Raw genomic sequence first — 20,187 nt, 5'->3', positions numbered from 1 at the left:
ACTGGACTACCGGTCCAACCTTGCCTCCCCCTCCCTCTTTGTCCCGGGATCTTGACCGCCGGTATGTTACCGGTAACATCAACGTTCATGTCCTCCACACTGGCGCCCTCGCACACCCCGGTCTTCAGCCCGGCCGCCGTGGTCGCCTCCTGCGTCGGGTTCGTGCTCATCGGCGCGCTCCAGGCGCTGTACGGCCCGGCGATCCCCGCCTTCCGCGAGGACTTCGGGTTGTCTCCCTCGGGAGCCGGACTCGGTCTCAGCGCCCATTTCGTCGGCGGGGTCGCCGGGGTCCTGCTGTTCGACCGGCTCTTCGGCCGGATCGGCAACCGGCGGATCCTGGGCGCCTCGTACCTGCTGATGGCGCTCGGCGCGGCGGGCTTCGCACTCGCGCCGAACTGGCCCACCGCCCTGACCGCCGCGCTGCTCGCCGGTCTCGGCTTCGGCGGCATCGACTACGGCCTGAACCAGCTGTTCGCGGTCGGCTTCGGCCACCGTTCCACCGCGATGCTGAACATTCTCAACGCGCACTTCGGCGTGGGTGCGATCCTCGGCCCGGCGCTGATCGGCGTGGTGGGTGCCGGACACTATCCGGCGGTCTTCCTCGGTTTCGCGCTCGCCAACCTGCCGTTGCTGCTGTGCCTGAAGGGCGTACGGAACCGGGCGCCCCAGCCGTCCGGCACGGCTCCCGACTCCTCCGGCGCTCTCGGCCGCAGCCTGGCCTCGGTGCTCTGCGTGTTCGTCGCCCTCTACGTCCTGCACGTCGGCATCGAGGCGGGCGTCGGCGGCTGGGAACCCACCCATCTGGAGACCGTGGGATACGGCGCCGGGGTGGCCGCGACCGCCACCTCCGTCTACTGGCTGATGATGACGGTGGGCCGCTTCCTGGTCGCCCCGATCGCGCTGCGGTACTCGGCACAGGCCATCATCACCGTGTCCTGCGCGGGTATGACGGTCTGCCTTCTGCTGGCGTCCGTACGGGAGTTGGCGCCGTACGCGTATGCCGGTGTCGGTCTGTTCATCGCGCCGATCTTCCCCACCGGTCTGCCCTGGCTGCACCGGGCCGCCCCCGGCGCCCGACGCGCCGGCGCGCTGGTCATCGCCGCCTCGATGATCGGCGGTGTGGCGGCCGGCCCGGCGCTGGGCAAGGCCATCGAATGGTCCGGGATCCGGGCCGTTCCGCTGCTGCTGAGCGGTGTCTCCGCGCTGTGTCTCGGCGCCACGCTCTGGCTCGTCCGCCGTACCCGAACTCGCTGAATTCCCGCTGACTCGAAGGGATGCCCCGCATGCCCGCTCTGACGACGTCCTCCGACGGTTTCCTCCTGCACGGGAAGCCGTTCCGGATCATCTCCGGGGCCATGCACTACTTCCGGATCCATCCCGACCAGTGGACCGACCGGCTGCGCAAGGCCCGGCTGATGGGCCTCAACACGATCGAGACGTATCTGCCGTGGAACCTCCACGAGCCCGAACCCGGCACCCTGGTCCTGGACGGCTTCCTCGATCTGCCCCGCTGGCTGCGCCTCGCCCAGGAGGAGGGTCTGCATGTCCTGCTGCGCCCGGGGCCGTTCATCTGCGCCGAGTGGGACGACGGCGGTCTGCCCGCCTGGCTGCTCGCGGACCCCGACATCCGGCTGCGCAGCAGCGACCCGCGTTTCACGGCGGCGTTCGACGGCTACCTCGACCGACTCCTGCCCGCGCTGCGGCCGTTCATGGCCGCGCACGGCGGCCCGGTGATCGCCGTACAGGTGGAGAACGAGTACGGGGCGTACGGCGACGACACCGCGTATCTCAAGCACGTCCAGCAGGCGTTGCGGGACCGCGGCGTCGAGGAGCTGCTGTACACCTGCGATCAGGCCAACGCCGAGCACCTGGCGGCCGGCACCCTCCCGGGCACGCTCGCCACGGTCACCTTCGGCAGCCGGGTCGAGGAGAACCTCGCCGCGCTCCGCGCCCATCAGCCCCAAGGCCCGCTGATGTGCTCGGAGTTCTGGATCGGCTGGTTCGACCACTGGGGCGGCCCGCACCATGTACGGTCGGCCGCCGACGCCGCGGCCGACCTGGACCGGCTGCTGGCGGCCGGGGCCTCGGTCAACATCTACATGTTCCACGGCGGCACCAACTTCGGCTTCACCAACGGCGCCAACCACAAACACGCCTACGAGCCCACCGTCACGTCCTACGACTACGACGCCCCGCTCACCGAGAGCGGTGATCCCGGCCCCAAGTACCACGCGTTCCGCGAGGTGATCGCCCGCCACACCGCCACACCCGACGAACCCGCGCCCTCACCGGCCCCCAAACTCCCGCTCACCGACGTCGACCTGGATCACCGGGCGCCGCTGCTGCCGTACGTCCGCGGGCTGTCGTCGACGGACACCGAAGCCCCGGTGACGATGAACGAACTGGGCGTGCACACCGGTTACGTGCTCTACCGCACCACGCTTCCGGGCTCGGGCGACGGTCTGCTGCACTTCACGGGCGGGGTCGGCGACCGCGCGCAGGTCTTCGTGGACGGCGCCTCCGTCGGCGTACTGGAGCGGGAACGGCACGACGAGACCCTGTCCGTGCGGGTGCCGCACGCCGGTGCCGTCCTCGAAGTCCTCGTGGAGAACATGGGCGGCGTCAACTACGGGCCGCGCATCGGGGCACCCAAGGGGCTGCTCGGCCCGGTGTCCTTCCAGGGCGCCGAACTGCGCGGCTGGGAGTGCCGGGCCGTGCCCCTGGACCACCTGGCCGCCGTGCCGTTCGGCCCGTCCGAGGCGACCACGGACGCCGTACCCGCCTTCCACCGGGGCACCTTCGAGGTGGATGCCCCGGCCGACACCTTCCTCGCCCTGCCCGGCTGGACCAAGGGCCAGGCCTGGGTCAACGGTTTCCCTCTCGGCCGTTACTGGAACCGGGGTCCCCAGCACACCCTGTACGTCCCCGCGCCCGTCCTCCGCCCCGGCACCAACGAACTGGTCCTGCTGGAGCTGCACGCCACCACCGGCACGCGCGCCCAGCTCACCGACACGCCTGACCTCGGACCGGAGATCGACTGATGTCCCACCCGCACCACCTGCGCCTCCCCTCCCCCGCCGGGCCTCCGCTGACCGGGCACCTGCCCTTCGCGGACGCCCCGGGGGTGCCCGACCCGATCGGGGTGACCAGCCGTTGGCTCACCCGTGGCGGCCGGCCCTGGTTCCCGGTCTCCGGTGAGTTCCACTACTCCCGCTACCCCGCCGGGGAGTGGGAGGAGGAGCTGCTGAAGATGAAGGCGGGCGGTGTCACCGCCGTCGCCAGTTACCTCATCTGGATCCATCACGAGGAGATCGAGGGCCGCGTCCGCTTCGACGGCGACCGTGACCTGCGCCGCTTCGCCGAGCTGTGCGCCCGCCACGACCTGGACTTCATCCCCCGCGTCGGCCCCTGGTCGCACGCGGAGGTCCGGAACGGCGGCCTGCCCGACTGGGTCCTGGCCCGCGACTGCGCCCCCCGCACCGACGACCCGGTGTACCTGGACGCCGTACGCCCCTGGTTCGCGGCGATCGCCGAGCAGTTGAGCGGCCTCGACCGGGAACACGGCGGCCCGATCGTGGCGATCCAGATCGAGAACGAGCTCTACGACCAGCCCGGCCACCTGCTGACGCTGAAGCGGATGGCCCAGGAGGCCGGCCTGAGCGCGCCCCTGTGGACGTCGACCGCCTGGGGCGGTGTCCAACTACCGCCGGACGAACTGCTTCCGCTCTACGGCGGCTACACCGAGGCCTTCTGGACCGAGGCCGACGGCGGCTGGCCCGACACCTGCCGCAAGCACTTCTTCTTCACCCACCAGCGCGACGACGAAGGCATCGGATCCGACCTGCGCCCGGTCAGCGTGCGGGGCAGCGAGCCCGACGCCTTCGCGGACCGATTCCCCTGGGCCACCTGCGAGTTGGGCGGCGGCATGGCGGTGTCGTACCACCGTCGGCCCTATGTCGATCCCGACGACATCGGCGCGCTCGGCCTCACCAAGATCGGCTGCGGCTCGGTCTGGCAGGGCTTCTACATGTTCCACGGCGGCACCAACCCGGCGGGTGAGCTCAGCACCCTCCAGGAGTCGCACGCCACCGGCTATCCGAACGACCTGCCCGTCCTGACGTACGACTTCCAGGCACCGCTCGGCGAGTACGGCCAGTACCGGCGGACCTACCACGAACTCCGGCTCCAGCACCTGCTGTTGGCGGACTTCGGGCACCTGATCGCCCCCATGGAGTCGGCGCTGCCCGAGCGGCGGCCGGCCGGGCAGTTCGACCGGGACACCCTGCGCTGGGCGGTGCGCGGTGACGGTGCCTCGGGCTTCCTGTTCGTCAACAACCACCAGCCGCACGAACCGCTCCCGGAGCACCCGGAGACTTCGTTCACGGTCGAATTTCCTTTCAGTGGTGGCGAGTTGACCCTGCCCAGCGTTCCGGTCACGGTTCCGAGCGGCGCGTACTTCTGCTGGCCGCTGCGTCTCGAGGTGGCCGGTCTGCGGCTGGAGTGGGCCACCGCCCAGCCGGTGTGCACGGTCGACGTCGACGGCCGTACGGTCCTGGTGCTGGCCGCGACGGACGGCATCGCGCCCGAACTCGCCCTGGACACGGCCACGGTGTCGGCTCTGCACACGCCCACCGGCGACGTCACCCCGGTCGGCGGCCGGCTGCTGGTGACCGGGCTGCGTCCCGGCACCGACGCCCTGGTGGAGGTGGACACCGCCGACGGCGGGCGGGTGGGCCTGCTGGTGCTGGACGCGGCGACGGCCCGTACCGCCTACCGGGGCCATGCATGGGGTGCCGAGCGGCTGGTGCTGTGCGGTGACGGTGTGGTCTTCGACCGGGACGAGGTACGGCTGCACGGTTCGGGCACGGCCACGTCGTTCGCCGTGCTGCCCGCACCCGAGCGGGCGCCCGTGGTGGACGGGGTGACGGCGGAGGCGGTCGCCGACGGGGCGTTCACCCGTTACGCGGTCCCGAAGGCGCCGGCCGGCGAGGGCTCCACGGTGGAGGTGACCCTCGTGCGGGCCGCCGGGCCCGCCCCCGAGACCGTCACCGGCGTCCAGGGCCGGGCGAGCGCGCCGGCCGACAAGTACTTCGACACCGTGGCCGCCGAGTACCGCGTCGAGGTGCCGGACGCGCTGCCGCCCGGGACGCTGCTGCGGCTGCACTGGAACGGGGACGTGGGGCGGGCCTACGTGGGAGACACGCTCGTGGCCGACCAGTTCTGCTCCGGACGGGTCTGGGACATCGGACTGGACCGGCTGCCCGCCGACGCCCTGCAGGCCGGGGGTCTGCGGCTGCGGGTGCTGCCGCTGCACGCCGGTGCGCCGGTGCATCTGCCGGAGCAGGCGCGTGGCGAGCGGGAGACGGCCGCCGTCACCCACGCCGAGTGGATCACCAGGCACACCTGGTCGGTCCGGGCGGGCTGACCTGCCCCGGAGCCCGATGCCGCCCCCGGATCCCCGGGACCGGCCCGCCTATGCTGTGCTCCCGGGGCGGGCCGGGACCGCCGTACGACCGCCGCCACACGTCGAGGAAACCGCCACCATGACCCCAAGCGCCGCCGAGGGAGCCGTCCCGAAGGGGCGCAGCCGACGCAACTTCGCCGGCTCGCGCCCGGTGATGGACGACGTGGCCCGGCTGGCCGGTGTCTCCAAGCAGACCGTCTCCCGTGTGCTCAACGAGCATCCGTCCGTCCGCCCCGAGACCCGTGAGGCGGTCCTGACGGCCATGCGGACCCTCGGCTACCGGCCCAGCCGCAGCGCCCGGTCGCTGGCCAGCGGGCGGACCCGGATGCTCGGGGTCATCACCTTCGACGCGGCGCGCTACGGACCGTCCGCGATCCTGACCGCGATCAACACCGCCGCCCAGGAGGCCGGTTATCTGCTCAGCTCCATCTCCCTGGACACGGCCGAGCACGACACGGTCGTCGAGGCCGTCGACCGGCTCTCGGCCGAGGGCGCGGACGGGGTGATCGCCATCGCCCCGCAGCTGTGGGTGGGCCACGCCCTGGCGGACACCCGGTTCGACACCCCACTGGTGGTGCTGGAGAACGGCTTCGACCCGGAGACCGAGCGGCTCACCGGCGACTCCCGCAAGGGCGCCCGCAAGGCCACCGAGCATCTGCTGGAACTCGGCCACCCGACCGTCTGGCACATCGCGGGCCCGAGCGGCTGGACCTCCGCCGACCACCGGCTGGCGAGCTGGCGCGCCACGCTGGAGGCGGCCGGTGCGCGGATCCCCGAGCCGTTGTTCGGAGACTGGAGCGCCGACTCCGGCTATCACCTGGGGCGTCGGCTGGCCCGGCGTACGGACGTCACCGCGGTGTTCGTGTCCAACGACCAGATGGCCCTCGGCGTCCTGCACGCCTTCCACGAGGCGGGCCGCTCGGTACCGGGCGAGATCAGCGTGGTGGGCTACGACGACATCCCCGAGGCCGCGCATGTGCTGCCCCCGCTGACCACCGTGCGCACGGACTTCGCGGAGATCGGCACCCGGTCCCTGCGGCTCCTGCTGAGCCGGATCGACGACTCGGCGAAACCGCCGCACCCCGAGTCACTCGTCCCCGTCGACCTGGTGATCCGCGCGAGCAGCGGGGCGGCGCCAGGACACTGAGCCGCCGCGCCCTGTCGGTCCAGGTCGGCCTGCCCTATGGCCAATGGCGCAGGAACATGGCGACGGCATGGCGCGTGAGCCATGCGCCGGCCAGGCCGATGGCGGCACCTGCGGCGACATCGCTGGGGTAGTGGGCGCCCGACTGCACCCGTTCCACGGCCACCAGGGCGGTCGGCAGCGCGCACAGCGCGCCCACGGCCGGCCAGGTGGGGGCGACGGCGGTGGTGAAGGCGACCGCGGCCGCCGTGTGCCCGGAGGGGAAGGAGGACGAGTCGGGGCGGTCGGCGACCTCATCGTGCGGGATCCACTCCGCGGGCGGCCGGGGACGGTCGGCCAGTTGCTTGCACAGGCCGTTCGACACCAGCTGGGCCACGGCCAGGGCCGCCAGTCCGGCGGCCGCCGCCCTGCGGCCCCGCCACCCGCCCTTCCACGCCATCACGGCGGCGGCACCGCACCACAGCTTGGTGCTCTCCGCGGACTCCTCCACCGCCGACAGCGCCTTGGCCACGCCCGGCGGGATCCGGGAAGCCGCCCGCCGCGTCAGAGCCCCGTCGATCTCATACAAGTCCGTCAGCAACCTCATGACCTGCGGTTGTCCCAAGCTCTCCGAGATAAGCCGTCCGGATCCCGATCAATCCGTCACTCGTCGTGTGCTGTCCCTGAGTCGTCCAGCCTGCGAAGGTCCTGCTCGTCCCACGTCCTGGTGTCGCGCGGCTCCGTGTAGGGCTCCTTGTCGGGCGGCAGGCCGCCGGCGATGGCCCGCTGCCGGACGGTCTCGGCGTCGAACTCCAGGCCCAGAAGAATCGCCAGATTGCTGATCCACAGCCAGACCAGGAAGACGATGACACCGGCCATGGTGCCGTAGGTCTTGTTGTACGAGGCGAAGTGGGCGACGTAGAACGCGAAGCCCGCGGACGCCAGCAGCCAGATGACCAGGGCGAGGAAGCTGCCCGGTGTGATCCACCTGAACCCCTTCACCTTGGCGTTCGGCGTACCCCAGTACAGGAGCGCGATCATGATCGTGACCAGGACCACCAGGACGGGCCACTTGGCGATCGACCACACCGACAGGGCGGTGTCGCCGATCCCGATCGCCGTGCCCGCCTTGCGGGCCAGAGTGCCGGTGAAGACCACGATCAGGGCGCTGACGACGGCGAGCACCATCAGGACGACCGTCAGGCCGACCCGCACCGGAAGGATCTTCCAGATCGGGCGGCCCTCCGGCATGTCGTAGACCCGGTTGGCCGCGCGGATGAACGCGGCCACGTACCCGGATGCCGACCACACCGCCAGGACGATGCCGACGATCGCCATGAGCGATCCGACACCCGCGTTGTTCTGCAGCTGCTCGACGGCTCCGGTGATGATGTCGCGGGCGGAACCCGGAGTGAACTGCTTGAGATTGCGCAGCACGGTGTCCGTGGCGGACTTGCCGGTCAGGCCGAGCAGCGACACCAGGACCAGCAGGGCCGGGAAGAGCGACAACAGGCCGTAGTACGTGAGCGCGGCGGCCCGGTCGGTCAGCTCGTCGTCCTTGAACTCCCGCAGGCTGCCCCGCAGCACCGCCCCCCAGGCCGGCTTCGGCAGCTGCGTGGGCGTATCCGGAGCACGCCGCTCCACAGCCGGCCCGGGGCCCACCTCCTCAGCCCGCGGGACCTCGCGTTCCGGAGCCTCGTCGCTGTCGTGGTGCTCTTTGTGTCCAGGAAGATGCAGCTTCATGCCGGCCGAGTACCCCCGGACGGCCACCCATTCAACCGGCTTCCCTCAAACCTTACTTCATCTCTTGACGTAAGTGGTCCATACCTTTAGGTTCACGGGTCAGCCAGACACCTCGCGACACCCTCACCCCCCACGGAAGGGCTCTGCGCATGCACACCCTCACGCGCCTCCGCAGATCCGGCGCCGCCACCCTCGTCACGGTGGCCGCCGCGTCTGCCCTGACCTCCGTCTCCACACCCGCCGGTGCCGCCACCGCGCTGCCCACCGGCTTTTCTACTGTCATGAACGCGGCAAGTGGGCGGTGTCTGGACGCCAGGTCGGCCGGCACCGCCAACGGCACCGTCGTCCAGCAGTACGCGTGCAACAGCACCACGGCCCAGCAGTGGAGTTTCACCGCCACGAGTGACGGCTACGTCCGCATCGACAACCGCAACAGCACCGGCCAGGTCGTGGACGTGGCCGACGTCTCCACCTCCGACAACGCTCCTGTCCACCTCTGGGCCTACGGCGGTGGCGCCAACCAGCAGTGGCTGCCCGTGCACGAGGGCGGCGGCGCCTATCACTTCGTCAACCGCAACAGCGGCAAGTGCCTGGACGATCCGGGTGCCTCGACCGCCGACAGCGTGCAGTTCGTGCAGTACACGTGCAACGGCAGCGCGGCCCAGCGCTTCCAGGTGGTCCCCGTGGCCCAGTCGGCCACCAACCCGGACCTGGGGCCCAACGTGGTCGTCTTCGATCCGTCGATGTCGTCCTCGACGATCCAGTCGCGGCTGAACTCGATCTTCCAGCAGCAGGAGACCAACCAGTTCGGCACCCAGCACTACGCCGTCCTGTTCAAGCCGGGCTCCTACAGCGCGGACGCCAACGTCGGCTTCTACACGCAGGTCGCCGGGCTGGGCCTGACCCCGGACGCCGTCACGATCAACGGCGCGGTGCACGCCGAAGCGGACTGGTTCCAGGGCAACGCGACACAGAACTTCTGGCGCGGGGCCGAGAACCTGTCCGTCAACCCCACGACCGGCAGCGATCGTTGGGCGGTCTCGCAGGCGGCGGCGTACCGGCGGATGCACCTGCGCGGCGGCCTCGCCCTCGACGACAACGGCTGGTCCAGCGGCGGCCTGCTCGCCGACACGAAGGTCGACGGACAGGTCAACTCCGGTAGCCAGCAACAGTGGTTGACCCGCAACTCCCAGCTCGGCAGCTGGACCGGCGCCAACTGGAACATGGTCTTCGTCGGCAGCCAGGGCGTCCCCGGCACCAGCTTCCCCAACCCGCCCCACACCACCGTCGCGCAGTCCCCGGTGAGCCGGGAGAAGCCCTTCCTGTACGTCGACGGCGACGGCGCCTACAAGGTGTTCGTGCCGTCCGTACGGTCCAACTCCACCGGCACCAGCTGGGCGAACGGCTCCCCGTCCGGCAGCTCCCTGTCCCTGGACACCTTCTACGTCGTGAAGCCGGGCGCGAGTGCCGCGGACATCAACGCGGCGCTGGCGGCGGGGAAGAACCTCCTGGTCACCCCCGGCGTGTACCACCTGAACCAGACGCTCCAGGTGAACCGCGCCGACACCGTCGTACTCGGCCTCGGCCTCGCCACGTTCGTCCCGGACAACGGCGTCACCGCGATGAAGGTGGCCGACGTCGACGGCGTGAAGGTCGCGGGCGTCCTCTTCGACGCGGGCACCACCAACTCGCCGACTCTGATGGAGGTCGGGCCGGCCGGCTCCTCCGCCTCCCACGCCGCGAATCCGACCTCCCTGCACGACGTGTACTTCCGCGTCGGCGGCTCGGGCGTCGGCAAGGCGACCACCAGCCTCGTGATCAACAGCGACAACGTCGTCGGCGACCACATGTGGATCTGGCGCGCCGACCACGGCAGCGGTGTCGGCTGGACCACCAACACCGCGGACACGGGCCTGATCGTCAACGGCGACAACGTCACGGCGTACGGCCTGTTCGTCGAGCACTACCAGAAGTACCAGACGGTCTGGAACGGCAACGGCGGCCGCACGTACTTCTACCAGAACGAGATGCCGTACGACCCGCCCAACCAGGCGGCCTGGACGAACGGTTCCACCCAGGGCTACGCCGCCTACAAGGTCGCCGACTCGGTCACCAGCCACCAGGCCTACGGGCTCGGCAGCTACTGCTACTTCAACGTCAACCCGGGCGTGGCCGCGGAACGGGCCATCGAGGCGCCCAACACCGCGGGCGTGCGCTTCCAGAGCATGGTGACAGTCTCCCTCGGCGGCACCGGCACCATCCGGCACGTCGTCAACGGCACCGGTGGCCCGTCCAACTCCTCGACCAACGTGGCCAATCTGACCAGCTACCCGTAGAGAGCACGCAGGCATCGCCCCGGCCGCCCTGCTCGACGTCCTCGACGTGCTGCCGCCGGCCGGGGAAGCACCTCGATGTCAATGCCTGCGCCGTCCTCGTCCCGCGCGCGTCCCGTCTGCCTCGGGGGAGCAACTGATCCGTTCCCGTCAGCCGTTGTCACCCTGAGCAGCCTTGGAGAATCCGTCGTGCCAGGCGGCCTTCGCCCCGGAGTCCCCGATCCGGTACACGTCCACGACGGCACCCGCCGCCACCCCGACACACAGCACCGCCGCCGCGGCACGGACGGCCAGCGCGGACCCGGACGCGGCAGCCCGGGTGCGCTCCCCGGAAGCGGCCTCCGCCGCGGCCGACTTGCGGGTCGTCCACCAGATCGCCGTCGCCAGTAGCAGCAAGGCGCCAGTCCAGGGAAACAGTCCGTCGCCGAGTTCGGCGTGCCTGCGCACCAGGGCGTTACTGTCGACGTGCTCCTCCAGCCACTCGCCGGCCTGCGTGGCCACGGGCACGCTCGCCAGCGTCACCAATGCCGACAGTGGCAGGACAACGCCCATGCGCCGGGCGGCACTCGGCCATATCGCGCCGACCACGACCGCCAGTGCGCTCAGAGGAACGAGCACGACGACGAAGTGCACGATCAGAACGTGGGCGGGCAGGCCGTTGACAACGGTGAAGCTCATCAAGGGTTCCTCCGGATAACGACTGTGCGGGGTCGACGCGCACACGGTCTCCGCGTGCCGACCGATCGGGCGCGTCAGCCTGGCACAGGAAGTTCTCAGCTCCTTCTGAACCGGCGCTTTCGGAGACTGTTCGTCGTCGGCTCGCTCGACGCCCGGGAGCTGAGACTGAACCGGCCGGCCGCCGACTGGACGCACTCCGACCACAGGATCGCCGTGCTTGCACGGCGATCGTGACATCCACGGATCGGTGGTCGTCGCGTCGGACATCGGCCTCGCCTCCCGCCCGTCACCGCGCGACCGGACGGCGGCACGGTCCGGTCATGGGGCCGAAGGTCCTCCACGTCGGGCCCAAGGCGGGTCGCCTCCGCAGGCTCTGTCGCTCATGATGGAAAGAGAGTCACCCGGCTCTCCTGCCCCTACGACACCGGCTGCGAGGCCTGCTGGAGCGCGGGGCCTGCGAGACCGCCTGGCCGAGGGCGAACGACCCGGCCTCGAGCACGACGACAAGGCGCAGTCGCTCCGGGCGGAAGAGGGAGGAAGCCATGAAGGTCGCAGTGCTGACCGGTGGCGGTGACTGTCCCGGTCTCAACGCCGTGATCCGCAGCGCGGTCCGCAAGGGCATCCAGGAGTACGGCTTCGATTTCGTCGGACTGCGGGACGGCTGGCTCGGCGCGCTCCAGGGCCACGTGGTGCCGCTGGAGATCGCCGACGTGCGGGGGATCCTTCCGCGCGGCGGGACCATTCTCGGTTCCTCCCGCACCAACCCGTTCAAGCACGAGGACGGGGTGCGGCGCATCCGGGACACGCTTGCGGCGCACCAGGTGGACGCACTCGTCGTGATCGGCGGCGAGGACACGCTCGGGGCGGCCACCGAGCTGAGCCGTCAGGGCATCAATCTGGTCGGCGTACCCAAGACCATCGACAACGACGTGTCCGGCACCGACTACACCTTCGGCTTTGACACGGCCGTGGGCATCGCGACGGAGGCCATCGATCGTCTTCACACCACTGCCGAGTCGCACATGCGCACCCTGGTGGTGGAGGTGATGGGCCGGCACTCCGGGTGGATCGCCCTGCACGCCGGCGTCGCGGGCGGTGCCAATGTGATCCTCATCCCGGAGCAGCCGTTCGACATCGATCAGGTCTGTGAGCAGGTGAAGAACCGCTTCAAGATCAACTACGCCCCGATCGTCGTCGCCGCCGAGGGAGCCACCCCCAAGGAAGGGCAGATGATCCTCAAGGACCGGTCGCTGGACGAGTACGGCCATGTGCACCTGTCCGGCATCGGCGAATGGCTGACCCAGGAGATCTCGCAACGCACCGGCATGGACGCCCGCACCACGGTCCTCGGCCACGTCCAGCGTGGCGGCACGCCGAGCGCCTTCGACCGGTGGCTGGCCACGCGCTTCGGACTGCACGCCGTCGACGCCGTCAGGGACGGCGACTTCGGCACCATGGTCGCCCTGCGCGGCACCCGGATCATACGTATCGCCCTCGACGACACCCGGGGGAAGACCAAAGTGGTGGACCCCTCGCTGTACGACGAGTTCCAGGTGTTCTTCGGCTGACCGTGTCCACCGTCAGGCTGCTCATCCCGCAGGCCCCCGGTCCGGCAGTCGTACGCCGATCGACGAACCGTCGGGCGACGGCACCGCGATCTCCACAGCAGCCCACGCTCCAGCCTCAGCCGTACGCCTCAGTGGCCGTGGTAGCGCAGCGTGAACCCGTACGAGGACAGCTCCGGCAGCGGCACCGGGTCGAGGCACAGTGCCCCGCCCCGAGTCTCCAGGCCGGTCGGTCCGCGCTGGACGAGGGCGAGGGTGCCGACCATGGCGCCGAGGTGGATCCCCTCACCGGTGGTGCCGCCCTGGACGTCGACGTCGCCCCGGAGGGCCTCTAGACAGAACTTCCACGCCTCGGCCCGCCGGGCGACCGTGCACCGCCAGGTCCCCTCCTCCAGTCGCAGCCCCAACCGGCGGAAGGGGCTCTGCTGTTCGGCCGGTGCGAAAGGCGGCCGAGCATCAGGACGTCGGCATCACCGAGGGGGTGCGGCGCGAGGGCGCGGTGAAGCTCGCCGGGAGGATCGCCGACAGCACGCTCGGCGTCGTGGCCACCGGCTACGCCCCGCTGGTGACAGATCCGCGAGGGCTGGCCGCTGTCAGGAGCTGCTTGGCCCTGGGTGCAGCAGACGATGGACGACGCGGCCCGTATCCGGCCCGCCGGCAGCTGATCCGGGACCCGCGACCGGGACCGCGACCGGGACCGGGACCGATGGACCCAAGTCCACCCCAACGGCCCTCGCACGGGTCCGGCTTTCGCGACCACGCTGGACTGGGCCCCGGTCGCCACGGCGGTGCCACGGGCCAGAGGAGCTGATCGCGGTGACGAACCTGGCGAAGACGCCTGACCGGCCTGTGCGCGTGAACGCGGTGCTCGACACGCCACTGTCCCGGTGGCTGTGGCTGGTGAAGTGGATCCTGGTCATTCCCCACTACGTAGTGCTGTTCTTCCTCTGGATCGCCTTCATGCTGGTGAGCGTGGTCGCGTTCTTCGGCATCTTGTTCACCGAGCGCTACCCACGGTCCTTGTTCGACTTCAACCTGGGCGTGATGCGCTGGAGCTGGCGGGTGGCGTACTACTCGTACGGCGCCCTGGGCACCGACCGGTACCCGCCGTTCAGTCTGGGCGAGGAGCCCGACTACCCCGCGCGGCTGGACGTCGCGTACCCGGAGCGGCTCTCCCGGGGGCTGGTGCTGGTGAAGTGGTGGCTGCTGGCCATCCCGCACTACATCGTCATCGGGTTCTTCCTCGGCGGCTTCCACTTCGGCTGGTGGGACGGCGGACTGGTCGCCGTGCTGGTGCTGATCGCGGCCGTGGCCATGGCGTTCACCGAGCAGTACCCCAGGTCCCTGTTCGACCTGATCCTCGGGCTGAACCGGTGGGTGCTGCGGGTGGCCGCCTACGTCGCCCTGATGACGGACACCTATCCGCCCTTCCGGCTCGACATGGGCGGAACCGAACCCTACGCACCCGAGGACCGGCCGTGATCGCCCTGCTGTCGGGGCGTCCCTGAGCGTGCGCAGGCTGCTGCACCCCGTCGTGCGGACGGCGCCGCAGCAGCCCGGCGCGCCGGCCCCGTTCCCCCCCCTGGACACTCGTGGGTGCTGGCGGCCACGGGCGTCTCTCAGACCCCGGCTCGGGCCGCGGCCCTCGCGCTTGCCAGTGATCGAAGGGTGCGGGTCAGCGGGCCCTTCCCCGCGGCTTCAGCGGCGTCGGCGGTAGCTCGGGGGCAGGCAGCGGGTCACCGTCGTAGCCTTCGACCAGCCCGAATCTTGTCCCTTCCATCCAGTCCCGACGGGCCTGTTCGATCTCCTCCTGGGACCGTCCGAACATAGCTTGCTGTACGCGCATGTGTGCAGGTCAGCGGCGTCCGGGAGCCCCGGCGGTCAGCAAACTGTCAGCGTCGGTCGTTTGGGGTCAGCAAGTCATGGCTTCGGTTGTGTCGGTTCGTGGGAAGGGTTCGTTCTTCAAGGAGTGTGAGCATCCGCGGTCGCGGTGGTCGAAATGCCCTCATGGGTCCTTCGCGACGCCCCTGCCTCGCTCGGCAGGAGGTCTCCTCCCTGGCCACTGCGGAGAGCGGGCATGGATACACGCCCGCTCTCCACACCATCGGCAGCCACTCAGTTGATGCGGACGATCTTCCAGAACTGGTCGTCGATGTTCAGGTCGTTCCACTGCACAACTGCTGCGCCGTTGCTGGTGGAGGACTGGGCGACGGCCGCGTTGAAGCCGCTGCCCACGTTCTTGAGTTCGTAGTAGCCGTTGCCCGCGTCGGTGAGGGTCCACTTCTGTGAGTTCGCGGTGGACGGCGTGTTCTGGAGGACGGCGGCTCCGGCGGTGGTGGAGCCGTTACGGATGTCCAGGTTCAGGTTGCTGTTGACGTTCTTGATGGTCCAGGCTCCGCCGCCGGCGGACTGGAAGGTGAACAGCTGGCAGAAGCAGGCCGAGTTCTGCCACTGCTCGGTGGCCGTACCTGTGGCGGTCGAGCCCTGCGGGATGTCCAGGTACTTCCCGCTGTTCTTGTTGACGAGGACGTACTGCCCGGTGCCGAGCGCCGGCAGAGCGGTCTGGGAGAGGTTCCAGCGCTGGCAGGCGCAGCCGGTGCCGCTCCACTGACCGGCGGCGGTGCCGGTGGCGGTGGAGGCGTTCGGGATCTCCAGGTACTTGCCGGTGACCCGGTTGGTGAGGCTGTAGCCGCCGGCCGGGTTCGGCGCGACGGCCCACTCGTGGTCCAGGGTGCCGTTGTCGTCCCACTGGAGGATCTTGGCTCCGTCGGCGGTGGACTGGTTCTCCACGCCGAGGACCTTGCCGCTGGCGACGTTGAGGATCTTGAAGTAACCGGAGCTCTGCTGCACGAAGCGCCACTGCTGGTCGGTGGCGTTGTCGGCGTTCTGCTGGGTGGCGTTCGTGCCGTTGGCGGTGGAGCCGCCCGCGATGCTCAGCATGAGGTTGCTGCCCGCGTTCGACACGGTGTAGGTGGCACCGTCCGAGATGCCGCCGCCCAGGTCGATGGTGCTGTAGGTGACGGGGTTGGAGAGGTTGCTGCCTCCATTGCCGCCGCTGAGCACGAGCAGGCTGTGGCCGTCGGGCAGGGGCACCATGCCGCGGCTGTAGCCGTTGGCGACGTTGGAGTTGATGCGCGTCCAGGTGTTCGCGGCGCCGTTCTGGGTGTTGAGGAACAGGTCGCTGGTGCTGTAGGCGCCGACGACGAGCGTGCCGTTCGGACCGCCGGTAGGCAGCCATGTGATGTACGGGGTACTGGTGGGGACCACGCCGTCCGTCGACCGCAGGGGAATGCCCGTGACGGAGTCGAAGGCCTCCGGGTCGGCGGAGATCTTGTAGTAGACGGCGAAGTTGCCCGAGGGCGAGCCGCCGTACTCATACGTCATGACGTAGTTGCCGTTGGGCAGCTTCGCGACGGTGGGCATCCCCGGGCGCTGGCTGTAGGTGGGCATCGCCACGTCGTCCACGACCGGACCCCAGGTGCGGAGGTCGGTGGTGACCTGGTGCACGACCTTCTGGCCGTGGTCGGGGTCGCGCTGGTCGGAGTAGTAGACGATCAGCTTGCCGTTGGCGTAGAGGAAGAACGGCTCCCATACGGGGGTGTTGCCGTTCGTGTCGAACGCCGCGCCGCCGGTGGCGATGTTGCTGACGAAGGTCCAGGTCTGCCCGCGGTCGGTGCTGGCATAGACGTCGATCTTGATGGCCGAGCGGTCGGAGGGAACCGAGGCGCCGGCCGCCAGGATGGTGCCGGCCGGGAAGCCGCCTACCGCCGCGGGCAGTTCGAACAGCTCGGGCTCCCAGCGCATGCCCCAGCCGTTCTGCGTGTCGGCGACCTCGGAGATCTTCGACCAGGAGTTGCCGTTGTCCGTGCTGCGGTAGATCGGGAGGACCGGCGTACCGGTGGTGTACTGCTCGAACGTCGCGAGGAGGGTTCCGTTGGCGGAGCCGTTGTGCTGCATCCGCATCGCCCGCGGGTAGAGCGACCCGGGCGAGGGCGCACCCGACGGCGGGGTGTACATCGTCTGCGAGGGGCGGGCCAGGGCCTCTGCCCGGCCGGCGGGTATGACCATGGTCATCACCGAGACGAGCAGGATGAGGGCGAGGGACAGGAAGGAGACGGGACGGGAACGCGGAGCGGCGCCGGGTCTGGCGTCTGTCTGCGCAGGGGACATTGCGGCTCCCAGGGGGAAGGTGTGTTTCGGTGTCCGCCGGCTCGGAACGGCTCGGAGTGACGCGGCGGGGTTCGTTGGGCGCGTGGCCCGGGGGGCAGCCGGGCCACACTGCCGGGCGCGGCGCGCGCGCAGGGGGCGCGGCGCGACAAACGCGGAAACGGCGGAGGTGGAGCGCCCCGGCATGTGGGTGTGCCGGAGCAGTGGCACGAGGGGGTGGGGTGGGTCAGAGGGCGGGCGGGGGTGCGGTGGAGCCGCGGACGACGAGTTCGACGGGTGGGTCGTTCGCCGGCGGCAGTTCGGTGTCAGGCTTCTCGATGGCGTGGAGGAGAAGCCTGATTCCTTCGCTCGACGCGGCCTCGAAGGGCTGACGGACAGTGGTCAGAGGCGGGGTGACGTAGGCGAACACGGGGTTGCCGTCGAAACCGACGACGCTGACGTCTTCCGGCACCCGACGACCGCTTTCCCGCAGGCCGTGGATCAGTCCGATGGCCATCTCGTCGCCCGCGGCGAACACCGCGGTCACCAAGCGGTCCGAGGCCAGCCCCAGGCCCGCGGCATACCCGGAGGCCGCCGACCAGTCACCGTTCAGCACGGGCGGCTCGTGCGCGCCCCGGGCCGCCAGCGCCGCCTGCCATCCCTCGATACGGTCCTTGGTGGCGTACCACCGGCGAGGCCCCGCGAGGTGATGGACAGTCGAATGGCCCAGGTCCAGCAGATGTTCCGTGGCCGCGCGTGCCAGTTGATGGGCGCCCACGCCGACGGTCAGTGTCCGGGCGGCGGTGAAGGCGGGTGGCGCTCCGACGAAGAGGACCGGCACGTCGACGCCGAGCGGGACTTCCCCCTCGACGATGGGTACGGAGACGACGATGCCGTCCACGCCCTGCTCCAGGAGTGATTCCAGCGCGCCGGCGATGCTTCGCGGGTCGCCGTCCGGGGTGTTGACCACGCGTAGCGCGTAACCGGCGTCCCGTACGGCCTGTTCGATGCCCACGAGCAGGGAGGCGGTTCCGTACCCGGCTGTCGCCAGAGCGACCACACCGATGGACCGGGTACGGCCGGAGGCCAGTGCCCTGGCCGCATGGTTCAGCCGGTAGCCGAGTTCCTCGGCGGCCGCCAGGACACGTCGGCGGGACTCGTCGGAGACATACGGCTCGTTGTTGAGGACCCGGGAGACCGTCTTGCGTGAGACGCCGGCCAGCCTGGCCACGTCCTCACTACGCGGCGCGGAGGAGCCCGCACCACGCTCCAGCCCTGTTGTCATGAAGTCTCCCCATGGCCGTGTTCTCCATCGAACGAAGTCAAGTTACATGACCGCGCGGTCTGACCGCGCGGTCAATGTCTACGCATCCGCCGAGCGCACGTCAAGAGTTCCCGCAACGCCACTTGCCTCCGGCACGCCGGGCGTCGAGGCCTCGTGGCCCGCCGGAGCGATGTGCCGAGGCTGCAGAGGACCGCCCGACAGGCGCGCATTCCTGCAGCTCAAGCGGCATTTAATGGAACCAGGACGGTTCGATGACCCACCGCGTCGGTCCCGTCCGTCCGGTCCGGCTGTCGGCAATCGGGGCCTCTGGCCGGCCCTGGCCGGTCATCGATTTCCGGACGGAAAGTCTTGACAGCGAGTCCACGGAGCGTTCACGCTTCCTGGCGTCCGACGATCGTGTTTGTTTGGTCATGTTGGATTCTGGTTCTCGACTGACCCTCAAGTGGTCCCTCGACGACCCGCTCTTCGTCATACCCCCGTCCGGCTGACGTGCCATTCCTGGGCACCGCCAGCCCAGTAGGAGCCGAAATGCACCGTTTCTCCCCCGGTCAGTTCATGCCTGGAACCAGCCGCCGCACCGTGCTCCGCGGACTCGGCGGAGCCGCGGTACTGGGTGCCGGCATCCCTCTGCTGAGTGCCTGCGCCGGCGGTTCCGCCTCGTCGGACACCAAGACCGTCACCGTCGGCTCCAACGCGTCCGACGCCGTCCCGAAGAAGGCGTACGGCGACGTCTACGCGGCCTTCACGAAGCAGTCCGGGATCCAGGTCGCCCTCAACACCAAGGACCACAACACCTTCCAGGAGCAGATCAACTCCTACCTGCAGGGAACGCCGGACGACGTGTTCCAGTGGTTCGCCGGCTACCGGATGCAGTTCTTCGCGGCCAAGGGTCTGGCCTCCCCGATCGACGACGTGTGGAAGACGATCGGCGGCAACTTCCCTCCGGCGATGCACGACCTGAGCAAGGGCCAGGACGGCAAGTACTATCTGGTGCCCCTGACCACGTCGCCGTGGGCGGTCTTCTACCGCAAGAGCGTCTTCCAGCAGTACGGCTACGAGGTCCCCACCACGTGGGACGCGTACGTCGCCCTGTGCAAGCAGATGAAGAAGGACGGCCTCGTCCCGATCGCGTACGGCGACAAGGACGCCTGGCCGGCGATGGGCACCTTCGACCAGATCAACTTCCGCCTCAACGGATACGACTTCCACGTCGAACTGATGGCGGGCAAGGCCTCCTGGACCGACGCCAAGGTCCGCAAGGTCTTCGACACCTGGGCCGAGACCCTCCCCTACCACCAGGAGGGCGCGGTCGGCCGAACCTGGCAGGACGCGGCGCAGACGCTGGTGGCGAAGAAGGCCGGCATGTACATGCTCGGCATGTTCGTGGCCCAGCAGTTCACCAACAAGGCGGACCTGGACGACCTCGACTTCTTCGCCTTCCCCGAGATCGACCCGGCGTACGGGCAGGACACCGTCGAAGCGCCGACCGACGGCATCATGCTCAGCAAGAAGCCCAAGAACCACGCCGGTTCCGTCAAGCTGCTCGAATTCCTTGGCACGCCGCAGGCCGAGGAGACCTACCTGAAGGCCGACCCGAGCCTCATCGCCGCCTCCTCGAAGGCCGACACCTCCGCCTACAGCGCCCTCCAGAAGAAGGCGTACGAGATGATCAGCGGCGCGAAGCACCTCACGCAGTTCATGGACCGTGACAGCCGGCCGGACTTCACCTCGACGGTCATGCAGCCGGCGCTGCAGAAGTTCATCCGCGACCCCAAGGGGATCGACAGCCTGCTGTCCTCGATCGAGCGCCAGAAGAAGACGATCTTCGCGTCCGGCTGAGACCGACCCCC

Annotated in this window: 13 protein-coding genes and 2 pseudogenes; 8 read left to right on the top strand and 7 right to left on the bottom strand. The window is 69.8% G+C overall.

Going from position 1 to position 20,187, the window contains the following annotated elements; translation table 11 throughout:
• Window positions 1–87: 87 nt before the first annotated feature.
• From QF027_RS44140 to QF027_RS44125, 4 genes are all read left to right on the top strand, one after another.
• On the top strand, window positions 88–1,254 hold the full coding sequence (locus tag QF027_RS44140) for an MFS transporter (protein WP_307081099.1): 1,167 nt from the start codon (window positions 88–90) through the stop codon (window positions 1,252–1,254).
• A 29-nt stretch (window positions 1,255–1,283) separates the two neighbouring features.
• Window positions 1,284–3,041, top strand: coding sequence for a beta-galactosidase (locus QF027_RS44135; RefSeq protein ID WP_307081097.1), 1,758 nt, complete (start codon window positions 1,284–1,286; stop codon window positions 3,039–3,041).
• On the top strand, window positions 3,041–5,425 hold the full coding sequence (locus QF027_RS44130; protein ID WP_307081096.1) for a beta-galactosidase: 2,385 nt from the start codon (window positions 3,041–3,043) through the stop codon (window positions 5,423–5,425). Before QF027_RS44135 ends, QF027_RS44130 begins: the two co-directional genes overlap by 1 nt.
• 118 nt (window positions 5,426–5,543) lie before the next feature.
• The gene (locus tag QF027_RS44125) at window positions 5,544–6,611 is read left to right on the top strand and encodes a LacI family DNA-binding transcriptional regulator (protein ID WP_307081094.1); all 1,068 of its coding nucleotides are present in this window, start codon (window positions 5,544–5,546) and stop codon (window positions 6,609–6,611) included.
• A gap of 34 nt (window positions 6,612–6,645) precedes the next feature.
• Here QF027_RS44125 and QF027_RS44120 read toward each other — a convergent pair whose 3' ends face one another.
• Both QF027_RS44120 and QF027_RS44115 read right to left on the bottom strand, forming a co-directional pair.
• Window positions 6,646–7,194 carry a phosphatase PAP2 family protein gene (locus QF027_RS44120; protein ID WP_307081092.1) on the bottom strand — a complete coding sequence of 183 codons (549 nt, stop codon included), beginning with the start codon at window positions 7,192–7,194 and terminating at the stop codon, window positions 6,646–6,648.
• 56 nt (window positions 7,195–7,250) lie between these two features.
• The gene (locus QF027_RS44115; RefSeq protein WP_306973247.1) at window positions 7,251–8,330 is read right to left on the bottom strand and encodes a YihY/virulence factor BrkB family protein; all 1,080 of its coding nucleotides are present in this window, start codon (window positions 8,328–8,330) and stop codon (window positions 7,251–7,253) included.
• A gap of 149 nt (window positions 8,331–8,479) precedes the next feature.
• Between QF027_RS44115 and QF027_RS44110 the strand changes: the two genes are divergently transcribed.
• Entirely contained in the window at window positions 8,480–10,666 is a 2,187-nt protein-coding gene (locus QF027_RS44110) for an RICIN domain-containing protein (RefSeq protein WP_307081090.1), read from the top strand.
• A gap of 147 nt (window positions 10,667–10,813) precedes the next feature.
• On the opposite strand, the gene QF027_RS44105 is transcribed toward QF027_RS44110, so the two are convergent.
• Window positions 10,814–11,341 (bottom strand): DUF2231 domain-containing protein, encoded by a 528-nt coding sequence (locus QF027_RS44105; RefSeq protein WP_307081089.1) that lies wholly within the window; start codon window positions 11,339–11,341, stop codon window positions 10,814–10,816.
• A gap of 542 nt (window positions 11,342–11,883) precedes the next feature.
• On the opposite strand from QF027_RS44105, the gene QF027_RS44100 reads away from it, so the two are divergent.
• Window positions 11,884–12,909: a 6-phosphofructokinase gene (locus QF027_RS44100; RefSeq protein WP_307081087.1), complete on the top strand. Its 1,026-nt coding sequence runs from the start codon at window positions 11,884–11,886 to the stop codon at window positions 12,907–12,909.
• Window positions 12,910–12,930: 21 nt separating this feature from the next.
• Here the strand turns inward: QF027_RS44100 and QF027_RS44095 are convergent.
• Window positions 12,931–13,375, bottom strand: a pseudogene (locus QF027_RS44095) (glycosyl hydrolase family 65 protein); the annotation flags it as partial.
• A 347-nt stretch (window positions 13,376–13,722) separates the two neighbouring features.
• On the opposite strand from QF027_RS44095, the gene QF027_RS44090 reads away from it, so the two are divergent.
• Window positions 13,723–14,388 carry a DUF4389 domain-containing protein gene (locus QF027_RS44090; protein WP_307081085.1) on the top strand — a complete coding sequence of 222 codons (666 nt, stop codon included), beginning with the start codon at window positions 13,723–13,725 and terminating at the stop codon, window positions 14,386–14,388.
• Window positions 14,389–14,581: 193 nt separating this feature from the next.
• On the opposite strand, the pseudogene QF027_RS44085 reads toward QF027_RS44090, so the two are convergent.
• From QF027_RS44085 to QF027_RS44075, 3 genes and pseudogenes are all read right to left on the bottom strand, one after another.
• Window positions 14,582–14,728: pseudogene (locus tag QF027_RS44085) on the bottom strand (pirin family protein); the annotation flags it as partial.
• Between the two features lie 293 nt (window positions 14,729–15,021).
• Entirely contained in the window at window positions 15,022–17,076 is a 2,055-nt protein-coding gene (locus tag QF027_RS44080; protein ID WP_307081083.1) for an RICIN domain-containing protein, read from the bottom strand.
• A 223-nt stretch (window positions 17,077–17,299) separates the two neighbouring features.
• A complete protein-coding gene (locus tag QF027_RS44075; RefSeq protein WP_307081082.1) occupies window positions 17,300–18,337 on the bottom strand; it encodes a LacI family DNA-binding transcriptional regulator in 1,038 nt (345 codons plus the stop codon).
• Between the two features lie 528 nt (window positions 18,338–18,865).
• Between QF027_RS44075 and QF027_RS44070 the strand changes: the two genes are divergently transcribed.
• A complete protein-coding gene (locus tag QF027_RS44070; protein WP_307081080.1) occupies window positions 18,866–20,176 on the top strand; it encodes an ABC transporter substrate-binding protein in 1,311 nt (436 codons plus the stop codon).
• Window positions 20,177–20,187 lie beyond the last annotated feature (11 nt).

Source organism: Streptomyces canus (assembly GCF_030816965.1).
GTDB lineage: Bacteria > Actinomycetota > Actinomycetes > Streptomycetales > Streptomycetaceae > Streptomyces > Streptomyces canus_E.
This window is presented reverse-complemented; position numbering and strand designations above follow the sequence as displayed.

Excerpts from the sequence above, each read along its gene's own strand:
- QF027_RS44140 (WP_307081099.1), top strand. The coding sequence starts at position 88 with ATGTCCTCCACACTGGCGCCCTCGCACACCCCGGTCTTCAGCCCGGCC.
- QF027_RS44135 (WP_307081097.1), top strand. The coding sequence starts at position 1,284 with ATGCCCGCTCTGACGACGTCCTCCGACGGTTTCCTCCTGCACGGGAAG.
- QF027_RS44130 (WP_307081096.1), top strand. The coding sequence starts at position 3,041 with ATGTCCCACCCGCACCACCTGCGCCTCCCCTCCCCCGCCGGGCCTCCG.
- QF027_RS44125 (WP_307081094.1), top strand. The coding sequence starts at position 5,544 with ATGACCCCAAGCGCCGCCGAGGGAGCCGTCCCGAAGGGGCGCAGCCGA.
- QF027_RS44120 (WP_307081092.1), bottom strand. The coding sequence starts at position 7,194 with ATGAGGTTGCTGACGGACTTGTATGAGATCGACGGGGCTCTGACGCGG.
- QF027_RS44115 (WP_306973247.1), bottom strand. The coding sequence starts at position 8,330 with ATGAAGCTGCATCTTCCTGGACACAAAGAGCACCACGACAGCGACGAG.
- QF027_RS44110 (WP_307081090.1), top strand. The coding sequence starts at position 8,480 with ATGCACACCCTCACGCGCCTCCGCAGATCCGGCGCCGCCACCCTCGTC.
- QF027_RS44105 (WP_307081089.1), bottom strand. The coding sequence starts at position 11,341 with ATGAGCTTCACCGTTGTCAACGGCCTGCCCGCCCACGTTCTGATCGTG.
- QF027_RS44100 (WP_307081087.1), top strand. The coding sequence starts at position 11,884 with ATGAAGGTCGCAGTGCTGACCGGTGGCGGTGACTGTCCCGGTCTCAAC.
- QF027_RS44080 (WP_307081083.1), bottom strand. The coding sequence starts at position 17,076 with ATGTCCCCTGCGCAGACAGACGCCAGACCCGGCGCCGCTCCGCGTTCC.
- QF027_RS44075 (WP_307081082.1), bottom strand. The coding sequence starts at position 18,337 with ATGACAACAGGGCTGGAGCGTGGTGCGGGCTCCTCCGCGCCGCGTAGT.
- QF027_RS44070 (WP_307081080.1), top strand. The coding sequence starts at position 18,866 with ATGCACCGTTTCTCCCCCGGTCAGTTCATGCCTGGAACCAGCCGCCGC.